Here is a 9988-nt window from a genome sequence, read left to right on the forward strand (position 1 = left end):
GCCCAAGGCAACCAACCGCGTTCCCGCCGCCGGTGAAGCGCTATCTAGGCAATCAAACAAATACACGCAAGAGACAAATCAAAGAAAAAATGAAAAAAAGACAAGGCAAGGCGTCAAACCCTTGTAAACAAGGGCGCGGGCGAATGCGAAAATCCTGGCCGGAACGCCAGCCCCGTTGCAGGGCACTGCAATCTTGCCCGTGCCTGCCCCTGAAAAGCGAAACGGCGGCCTTGAGAGGCCGCCGACAATCCGAAAAACGCCGCGATAGTGATCCTTCAGCGCTTCGCGCGACCGAAATCGGGGGCAGCCGTATCCTGACCCGCCTCGATGATTCCCCGACGAATCGCTCGGGTGCGCGAAAAATAGTCATGCAGCAACGCGCCATCGCCAGTGCGAATCGCACGTTGCAGGGCGAAAAGCTCCTCGGTGAAGCGGCCCAGCACCTCCAGGGTGGCGTCCTTGTTGGTCAGGAACACATCGCGCCACATTGTCGGGTCGGATGCAGCGATTCGCGTGAAGTCCCGAAACCCCGCTGCGGAATACTTGATCACCTCGCTGTCGGTTACGCGACGCAGATCATCGGCAACGCCCACCATCGTATAGGCGATCAAATGCGGTGTGTGGCTGGTGACCGCCAGCACAAGGTCATGATGCGGCGGGTCCATCAGATCGACATGCGCACCGATCCCCTGCCAGAAGGAAATCAACCGCTGGAGTTCGGGACTGTCATTCCCGTCAATCGGGGTCAGGATACACCAGCGGTTGTCGAACAATTCCGCGAACCCCGCGCGGGGGCCGGAATGTTCGGTCCCCGCAAGCGGATGGCCGGGAATGAAATTCGCATGGTCAGGCAAATGCGGCGCAACAGCATCGATCACCGCCTGTTTGACCGAGCCGACATCGGTGACGGTCGCACCGGCGTCCAGAAACGGCGCAATTTCCTGTGCGATTTCCGCCATCGCGCCCACAGGGACGCACAGCACAATCAAGTCCGCCCCGACGACGGCTTCGGCAGCGGTTTCGGTGACAGTGTCAACCAAGCCGATTTCACCTGCGATCTGACGGGTCTCGGCAGAGCGCGCGGTGCCCACAATATGCCCAGCCAGCCCAGCGCGACGGATGGCATGCGCCATGGACGATGCAATCAGCCCCAGACCAATGAAAGCGACGCGCTGGTAAATTGCGCTCATGTTTGTTGCTCCATGAATTGGGTGATCACATGCAGCACGCGCCGGCAGGCAGATTCGTCGCCAATGGTAATGCGCAGGCATTCCGGCAGGCCATAGCTGTCCACCTTGCGAACAATCAGACCATCCGCCAGCAATGCCGCATTACAAGCATCCGCCTGCGCAGGATCACGAAAGCGCGCCAGTACGAAATTGGCGAATGACGGGTCCGTGGCCACCCCGATGGCATTCAGCCTGTCCGCCAGCCAGACACGCATACGCGCATTCTCGGCCAGGCTGCGGGCGATATGGGCATCATCACCCAATGCGGCTTCGGCGACATCCTGTTGTGTGCTCGACAGGTTGAAAGGGCCACGCACCCGCGACAGCACGTCAATGACGTGCTGCGGACCATAGCCCCAGCCCACGCGCAGGCCACCAAGGCCGAAAAGTTTTGAAAACGTGCGCGTCATCACCACATTTTGCCGCGCATCCACCAGCGCCGCGCCGCCGTCATACCCGTCGGCATATTCGGCATATGCCCCGTCCAGAACCAGCAGCGCGTTGGGCGGCATGTTCTGCGCAAGGCGTTCCAGATCGGCCAGCGGGACCATCGTGCCCGTAGGGTTGTTCGGGTTTGCAATGAACACAAGGCGCGTGCGGTCGGTGCAGGCGGCAAGAATTGCATCGACATCGGTGGTCCGGTTCTGTTCCGGCGCGACAACCGGTGTCGCGCCCGCAGCCAGTGCGGAAATGCGATACATCAGAAAGCCGTGCTGGCTGTAGACCACTTCATCACCCGGGCCTGCATAGGCCTGACACAGGAAGGTTATGATCTCATCCGAGCCCGCGCCGCAAATGATGCGCGCGGGGTCCAGCCCGAACCGCGCGGCAATCGCGCCGCGCAGCGCGGCATGGTCGGTGGACGGGTAACGATGCAGATCATGGCCCGCGCGCAAATATGCCTGCCGCGCCAGGTCGCCCGCCCCGAATGGGTTTTCATTTGACGACAATTTCACGGCATCATCACGTCCGGCAATCTTGGATGTGCCGCCCTGATACAGGGCAATATCCAGAATACCGGGTTGCGGTTGAATAGCAGTACTCATGCTGGGTCGTCCTTCGGCAATATTCAGCGCATGTCATAGCGCCCTGCCCCCCCCGAGACCAGTGCAGAAGTTCACCAGTTCAGCAAGGCGTTGCAGGCGTTGCACTTGTGCCGCGTCACCTAGTCGGTTTTGTCGTCCACGCCTTTGCTGTCACTGTCCTCATCGAAGCGGCCCAACTGGCTGGCGCGGGGGAATGTGCCTGTCTCGGTGCGGGTGCGGGTTCCCAGAACGGGACGATTCTCGGACACTTTGGCGGAATCTTCACGCATCACGATATACACGCCGCTTGAAATGATGACTGCCGCACCAAGGACAGTAAACGCATCCAGCGCCTCGCCGAAGAAAATGGCGCCAAACAACGCGGCCCAGATGATCTGGGAATATTGCATCGGGGCAATCTGGATCGCAGATGACAGCTTATAGGCAGCGATCACACACAGACTGGCAACAAACGCCATCGCTGCCATCGCGGCCCATGCGCCCAGATCGGCAAGCGGCATCGGTTGGTATACAAACGGCAAGGCCAGCCCCATAACCCCGAGATTGGCCATCAACGGATAGACAAGCAAAACAACATTGCGTTCTTCCTGCCCGATTTTGCGCACGATGATCGCGGATACAGCGCCGCCCAATGCCCCCAGCAGCGCCGCCAGATGCCCAAGGCTGATGCCGTCCCCCTGCCCCGGCCGCAAAACAATCAAGACACCGATCAAGCCCACGACAACAGCGCCGCTGCGCCGCCAGCCGACCTTCTCGCCCAACATGGGGACGGACAGCAGGGTAATCAGCAGCGGCGTCGCAAAAAGGATCGCGTAAACCTGCGTCATCGGCAAAACCGTGAAGGCATAAAATACGCTGACGCCGGTCCATACCGCAGCGGCCGTTCGCAACGCTGTCCATCCCGGACGACGCGGCAGCAGGTTGCCATCGGTCTTGTCGCGCATCAGCATCAAAAACGCGAGCGGCAGACTTAGCAAAACGCTGAAAAATACAATCTGGACAGGGCTGTAACTGCCGCCAAGTGTTTTAACGACCACATCATGCGCTGAAAACAGGGCATACGCGATCAGGGCCAGTAGCGGCCCCGCGAAAGGAGATTTGAAGATACGGCTCATTGCGGTTGATCTTTCACTGCCCTGACATGATACCGCTATCATGCCTGTGCATTCACGATCAAGTCAGCTGGACGCCGGATGCCAGTCAATCACGGCATCACCCGCCTGCATGGCCGGTTGCGCCCGATCAAACCGCAGATACGCGATTGCCTGCCCGCCCTTTTGGGTGAATACCTGCCCGGCAACTTTCTGGCCTGCCATGATATCCGCACCGACCGGCGCCGCACCGCGGATTGCGACCGTCACGAACCCTTTGCGCAGGTCGGTCTTGTGATGCATGCGCGCCGTAACTTCCTGCCCGACATAGCACCCCTTGCGAAAATCAACGCCATTCAGTCGCGGCAAACCGGCTTCCAGCACGAAGGTTTCACCGGGGACAAGCTCGATCAGGGATTCGGGCACGCAATGGGCCACGCGCAGCGCATCCCAATCTGTGCCATCATCGGGCAGGTCCGTCCCGTATAACCGCCAGCCCATGGCGGGGTGGCGCGGGTCCGCAACGGCCCCTTCCGGCATCGGCCCTGTGCCGCGGCTGACCGGAATATCAGCACGTTCCAGCGCGACAGGGGATCGCAGCTTGTACATGCTCAGGCGTTTGAACAGATCGTCAGCCAAGGGTTCGGCAACATCAAGCAGAATATCATCGCCCCATGCCACAACAAAGAAATCGGCCAGATATTTCCCCTGTGGTGTCAGCAACGCGGCATAAACTGGTTCCTTCGGGCCAAGCCTGCGGACGTCATTGGTGACAAGACCCTGCAAGAATGCAGCAGGGTCTGTGCCGGACAGTTTGATGATGGCGCGTTTCAATACATCCTCCTGGCTGATGTGACTGTAAGTATAGTCACCAGACCATGTCCGGAACAGGGGGATCAGTGCGCAGGCCGGATGAAGGTGCCGTTGCGCAATTCCCGCATGGCCTGCTGGATTTCCTCGCGGGTGTTCATGACAATCGGCCCATGCCATGCAACGGGTTCCTGCAAGGGTGCGCCCGAGACCAGCAAGAAGCGCACGCCTTCCTCTCCGGCTTGAACGGTCACTTCCTCGCCGGTGCCAAAGCGGATCAGGGTCCGGTCACCGGACATGTCGCGGATATTCACTTCCTCGCCCATGACTTCTTTTTCCAGCAACACGCCTGTTGGCTGCGACGCATCCGCAAACGCGCCGGACCCCGCGAATACATAGGCAAACGCACGTCGGTAGGTATCCACCTTGAAGGTTTTTCGCACGCCCGGCGGGACGGATATATCCAGATATTGCGGATCGGCGGCAATCCCGTCCACTGGGCCACGCTTGCCCCAGAATTCGCCAACCACCACGCGCACGCGTGTGCCGTCATCGTCAATAACTTCGGGAATTTCACCGGACTGGACATCCTGATAACGCGGCGCGGTCATTTTAAGGCTGCCGGGCAGGTTTGCCCAAAGCTGGAAGCCGTGCATCTGGCCCCTGGCGTTCCCGCGCGGCATTTCCTGATGCATAATGCCCGACCCCGCCGTCATCCACTGCACATCGCCCGCACCAAGCGTTCCACGGTTGCCAAGGCTGTCCCCATGCTCCACCTCGCCGGCAAGCACATAGGTGATGGTTTCTATGCCGCGATGCGGATGCCACGGGAAGCCACGCAGGTAATGTTCGGGAATTTCATTGCGGAAGTCATCGAACAGCAAGAACGGGTCCAGCTCGCTCGGGTCCTGAAAGCCGAATGCGCGGTGCAAATGGACGCCTGCCCCTTCCATGGTGGGCACAGCCTTGCGGGTTTCGAGTGTGGGGCGAATGGACATATCGGACTCCGATCATTGTGTCGCTGCGGATTGATACGAAGATCGTTCCGGATATGATCGTTTACAACTGCGATTTTATGAACCCGTCATGTTCAATTACGCACAGGCCACCGCACGCCCGGCCAGATTAGCGACACATGCCCACGGCCTAGCGCAGCAGGACAAACGCCAACGCAGCGGCACCGCATAGTAGCGCCAGAACACCAGCAAGGGGCAAGACCTTGTGCGCGACACGGGTCCAGCCGCGCGTACCCGCGGCCTCGTCACACTCGCCAGCCCGCAACCTGCGCGCAAAATCGCCCAGCAAAACCCCGTCCAGCACAGGATCACCAAAATGCTGCGCGGAATCAACGGGGCGGGCACCGTGATAGCGCCGCCGCGACCGCATGTCGGGCCATCTTGTCCACACATCGCGCGGCGGATGGACCGGCAGCCTGATCACGGCAGGGTTGGCGACAATGCCAACTCTGGCCTGCCGCATCGACAAGGGTTCGGAACGCCGCATAAAATTCCCCTTCGGGCTGGAGTATCAGTTTTGTTGCAAGCCAGGATATGTCGCGCAGCAGTGGATCTGCGCCATGGATCACAATACCAGACGCAGTTTAACAAGCGGTTAGCGGCGCGATTGTCGTCTGCGTCCGGGCACCCGCGACGCGAAATCGGGTGGCCGTTTTGCGACCCAGGCGGCAAATTTCGCCAGCCTTGGATGCGCGCGCAGGGCCTCGACTGTGTTGAAATGTCGCGCAAGGTCACTTTCGCTTAGTGCGGCATGAATTTCACGGTGACAAATATGATGCAGCAGAACCACCGGCCCGCCCTTGCCCCCGCGCAGTTTCGGGACCAGATGGTGCTGACTTTGCGGAACATTTTCCGGAATGGGCCGACCGCATAACGGACAAATCGGATCAACCTGCGGATAGGACGTATTTGTCATTATGACAGACCCTGACTTGCCCGAAAGACGAACCTTATTTACAGTTGGACCGATGCATCAGGCAAACCAAGTTTCAGTGAAAGCAGTTTTAGGGGGGATACACGAGAATGACATCTGAAAGACAACATGATTCCGCCGAGATTGCACAATTGCTGGAGAACTGGGACGCAGCGCTTCAGACCCGCGATCCCGGAACTGTTGCCGCGCTTTATGCACCTGACGCGATATTGTTGCCGACCGTGTCCAACGAAGTTCGCAAAACACCCGAAGCGATCCGCGATTACTTCACGTCCTTCCTGAAGTTCCAGCCGCGTGCAAGGGTGATGGACCAGAACATCAGGCTGTTCGACAACCTGTCCGTGAATTCCGGTGTCTATGAAATCACCCTGACAGGCGAGGAGGTCGAAACCAAGGTGATTTGCCGGTACACATTCATCTATCGTTGGTATGATGGCGGGTGGAAAATCATCGAACACCACTCATCGGCGATGCCGGAATGACACAAAACACCTATTTTCAGGCCCTGCGCGGGCACGGCCTGAAATCCCTGCCTTATTCTTGCTGCATTTTATAATTAATTTATTCCCTTTGTATGTTTGGTACGGCGCAGAAAGTCAGATGTGCTTCGGGCATATTTCTGTGCGTGGCAACGTGAAACGGCAAAGGGGCAGCAATGGGAACAGTCGTTCACCTTAGGCAACGTGACGCCATCGACGTCGATTCAAACCGTATCGCGGGTATGTTCAGGCGCATGGGCGCTGTGCAGGCAGAAATGACCATCATGACGGCAATGGGACATCTGGCCCGCTGCCTGCGCGACACCGAGACCGCGCTGCGGGACAACAAAATCGATCAGGTTCCGCAATACACACAATCGGCCCGCATATATGCCGAAGATATCGGGCTGATCTCACTGGCAGCAATCCTTGCCCAGCTTGAATCCGCCTGCCAAGGTCAGGATAACCCCGCAATACATGCCCTGTGGCAGCGTGCGGCGCGGGTGGGCGACAGATCATTCGTGGATTTATGGGAGCTTCCGCTTCTTCAGATGTAATTATGTGCGGGCTGTGACACCGTAGCGATTTCATACCAACATGCCCCACAATCAGCCCGTGTCACATACTGCATATGTGCAAATCCTGCACATGCCGCCAAATTGCGGCGCGAATCCGGTTTCCCCTGCTGGTGAATGTGATCTAGTGTCGGACATATCCGACACCGATTGAAAAGCGATCATGACCGAGTTCACACCCCACCCCGCCCTGCGTTTTGCTGCCGCGACAGGCCGCACTGTTCCGTTGCACCTTGTCAGCAAGGATGAACTTCCAAGCTGGCTGGACATGCAACCCCGACGCATGCGTGCATGGCTGGAGGCAACAGGTTTCACAGCAAATTCCGGCACTGTCGCCCTTGTTCCTGATCCGGACGGGGCGCTTGTTGCCGCAGCCGTCGGCCTTGGGTCAGACACGGACCGCCAGCGCAGCCGCTTTTGCCTTGGTGGCGCGCGCCCCAAACTGCCTTCCGTGACCTTTCATCTGGAACATGCGTCTTCCTGCGCATCGATGGACGAGGAAATGCTGGGCTGGCTGCTGGCGGGATATCGCTATGACAGGTTCCGCAGCACGGCACAGCATCCGCTTGCCGACATGGTCGCACCCGCAGCGGTTGACGTAGCAAGGCTGGAAGCGATTGCCGAAGGCGAGGCCCTGACCCGCGACCTTATCACCACACCGGCATCCCATATGGGACCAGAGGAATTGGAGGCCGCCTTTGTCGGGCTTGCGAACAGCTTCGGCGCAGATGTGTCGGTGATTTACGGTGATGACCTGCTGTATCAGAACTTCCCGCTGGTCCACGCTGTTGGCCGCGCATCGGATCGCAGCCCGCGCCTGCTGGACATGCGCTGGGGCGATAGCGGCCCACAACTGACCTTGGTGGGCAAGGGGGTTTGCTTTGACACAGGCGGGCTGAACCTGAAACCGGGCGCATCAATGGGGTTGATGAAAAAGGATATGGGCGGCGCGGCAACCGTAATGGGGCTTGCGCAGATGATCATGGCACAGGGGTGGCCGGTGCGCCTGCGGGTGATCGTGCCCGCAGTTGAAAATGCCGTGTCGGGCAATGCCATGCGGCCCGGTGACATTCTGCAATCACGCAAGGGACTGAGCATCGAGGTCAACAACACCGACGCCGAGGGGCGGCTGGTATTGGCCGACGCACTGGCACTGGCAGATGAAGACACGCCCGACATGATTGTTTGCATGGCCACATTGACAGGCGCGGCACGCGTGGCGCTTGGGCCGGAAGTCGCGCCCTTCTTCACCCGCGATCAGGCCCTGAGTGCGGCACTCCAGCAATCAGGCGCGGCAGTGCGCGATCCGGTGTGGCCGCTGCCATTGCATCCGGGATATGAAACCAAAATCCAGCCCGGAATTGCCGATCTGGACAACGCCCCCAGCGGGGGAATGGCCGGTGCAATCACCGCAGCACTGTTCCTGCACAGGTTTGTCGAGAATTCCCCGCGATTCGTTCATTTTGACATCTATGGCTATCAGCCCAATGCGGCACCTGCCTGCCCGAAAGGCGGGATTGGCCAGGCCGCCCGCGCCATCTTCGACGCACTGCCGGCCGCGTTGAACCTGTGACGGATGCGCGCCTGACCCCTTTCAGCGGACGCATCGCCCTGGAGGTGCTGCGCAATTCGCTTGATGCCCCGCAATACACCACCGGCACCGCCATGCGCTGCCGTGCGCCAGTGGCCGATTTGCTGCGCCGCCCTGACGGCCCGCGCGACAGGCAGGTCCTGCGCGGCGCGGCTGTGACCCTTATTGATCAGCACGATGGATATTCCTTCGTGCAAATGCAGGCTGACGGGTATTGCGGCTGGGTGTCCGACACCGCACTGACACCCGACCACACGGTAACCCATCGTGTTTGCACGCGCGCAACCCATCTTTACGCCCGCCCGAACCTGAAAAGCCCCGACATTTGCACGCTGTCGCTGAATGCCCAGCTGCTTGTCACTGACAAGGAAGGGCCGTTCCTGCGCACAGAGTGCGGATATTGGGTGCCCGCGCAACATGTCTGCTTGCTGGAACACCGCGCAACCGATCCGGTAAGCGTTGCCGAATTGCTGCTCGGCACACCCTATTTGTGGGGCGGGAACACAAGCGCGGGCATTGACTGCTCCGGACTTGTGCAGGTCGCGTTCAACGCCTGTGGACAGCCTTGTCCGGCCGATAGTGATTTGCAGGCACACGCCTTCGGGAAGCCGCTGGTATCGGGCACGCCCCCGCGACGCGGTGATTTGCTGTTCTGGAAGGGGCATGTGGCCTTTGTCAGCGACCATGACACCATTCTACACGCCAATGCACACAGCATGTCGGTCACCGTCGAGGGCCGCTTGTCCGCCATGCGCCGGATTGCACCGGAAGCCGCATTCATTGGCCACAGCCGCCCCCGTTTCTAAAGCATGTCACATTCATTCGCATGCTTGAGGCATGCTCTAACTTATTGATTTCAAGTGTTCAGGAAGCTCAAAATCAGCTCCCGGTTTTGAACAATATATTCAAGCAGAATATGTGCACCGGCACATAACAGATCGCGGTTCAATGACCGACCTGCCCCGCGCCACCGCAGGGCTTTGGGTCTGGTTCCAGTGCAACAGGATGGCGCAAGCGAGCTAAAACTGTATATCCTGCCACGATATCGGAGACCATGACGACAGAGCAGCACGAGCAATACCTTCGAGGCAACCTATAAGCTACCTGCGAAAGCGCAGCTATCGCTCAAACAAAGCGCTCGTTAAATGGTGCCCGGGGGCGGAATCGAACCACCGACACGAGGATTTTCAATCCACTGCTCTACCCCTGAGCTACCC

11 protein-coding genes are annotated in these 9988 nt (G+C 59.3%); 4 read left to right on the top strand and 7 right to left on the bottom strand.

All coding sequences use genetic code 11. The features are described from left to right. Positions 1-275 precede the first annotated feature (275 nt). The 7 genes from ACTIE1_RS16415 to ACTIE1_RS16445 all read right to left on the bottom strand — a co-directional run bounded on the left by ACTIE1_RS16415 (position 276) and on the right by ACTIE1_RS16445 (position 6108). Positions 276-1190, bottom strand: a complete 915-nt coding sequence (locus ACTIE1_RS16415; protein ID WP_439562157.1) for a prephenate/arogenate dehydrogenase family protein — start codon at positions 1188-1190, stop codon at positions 276-278. Next, positions 1187-2275, bottom strand: a complete 1089-nt coding sequence (gene hisC / locus ACTIE1_RS16420; protein WP_439562158.1) for a histidinol-phosphate transaminase — start codon at positions 2273-2275, stop codon at positions 1187-1189. Before hisC ends, ACTIE1_RS16415 begins: the two co-directional genes overlap by 4 nt. A gap of 119 nt (positions 2276-2394) precedes the next feature. After that, entirely contained in the window at positions 2395-3390 is a 996-nt protein-coding gene (locus ACTIE1_RS16425; RefSeq protein ID WP_439562159.1) for a DMT family transporter, read from the bottom strand. Positions 3391-3453: 63 nt separating this feature from the next. Beyond that, positions 3454-4200: a CAF17-like 4Fe-4S cluster assembly/insertion protein YgfZ gene (ygfZ, locus tag ACTIE1_RS16430; RefSeq protein ID WP_439562160.1), complete on the bottom strand. Its 747-nt coding sequence runs from the start codon at positions 4198-4200 to the stop codon at positions 3454-3456. A 62-nt stretch (positions 4201-4262) separates the two neighbouring features. Continuing rightward, positions 4263-5174, bottom strand: coding sequence for a pirin family protein (locus tag ACTIE1_RS16435; RefSeq protein ID WP_439562161.1), 912 nt, complete (start codon positions 5172-5174; stop codon positions 4263-4265). A 148-nt stretch (positions 5175-5322) separates the two neighbouring features. Further along, positions 5323-5679 (bottom strand): hypothetical protein, encoded by a 357-nt coding sequence (locus ACTIE1_RS16440; RefSeq protein WP_439562162.1) that lies wholly within the window; start codon positions 5677-5679, stop codon positions 5323-5325. A 108-nt stretch (positions 5680-5787) separates the two neighbouring features. Further along, a complete protein-coding gene (locus ACTIE1_RS16445; RefSeq protein WP_439562163.1) occupies positions 5788-6108 on the bottom strand; it encodes an HNH endonuclease in 321 nt (106 codons plus the stop codon). 107 nt (positions 6109-6215) lie between these two features. On the opposite strand from ACTIE1_RS16445, the gene ACTIE1_RS16450 reads away from it, so the two are divergent. The 4 genes from ACTIE1_RS16450 (at position 6216) to ACTIE1_RS16465 (ending at position 9577) form a co-directional block, all read left to right on the top strand. Continuing rightward, positions 6216-6608, top strand: coding sequence for an SgcJ/EcaC family oxidoreductase (locus ACTIE1_RS16450; RefSeq protein ID WP_439562164.1), 393 nt, complete (start codon positions 6216-6218; stop codon positions 6606-6608). 173 nt (positions 6609-6781) lie between these two features. Next, complete coding sequence (locus ACTIE1_RS16455; RefSeq protein ID WP_439562165.1) at positions 6782-7162, top strand: hypothetical protein; 381 nt, start codon at positions 6782-6784, stop codon at positions 7160-7162. 181 nt (positions 7163-7343) lie between these two features. Further along, positions 7344-8753 (top strand): leucyl aminopeptidase family protein, encoded by a 1410-nt coding sequence (locus ACTIE1_RS16460; protein WP_439562166.1) that lies wholly within the window; start codon positions 7344-7346, stop codon positions 8751-8753. Continuing rightward, positions 8750-9577, top strand: a complete 828-nt coding sequence (locus ACTIE1_RS16465; protein WP_439562167.1) for a C40 family peptidase — start codon at positions 8750-8752, stop codon at positions 9575-9577. The genes ACTIE1_RS16460 and ACTIE1_RS16465 overlap by 4 nt, the downstream gene beginning before the upstream one ends. Positions 9578-9988: the final 411 nt, after the last annotated feature.

Origin of the sequence: Roseinatronobacter sp. (assembly GCF_051859525.1) — a bacterium.
Classification (GTDB): Bacteria; Pseudomonadota; Alphaproteobacteria; order Rhodobacterales; family Rhodobacteraceae; genus Roseinatronobacter.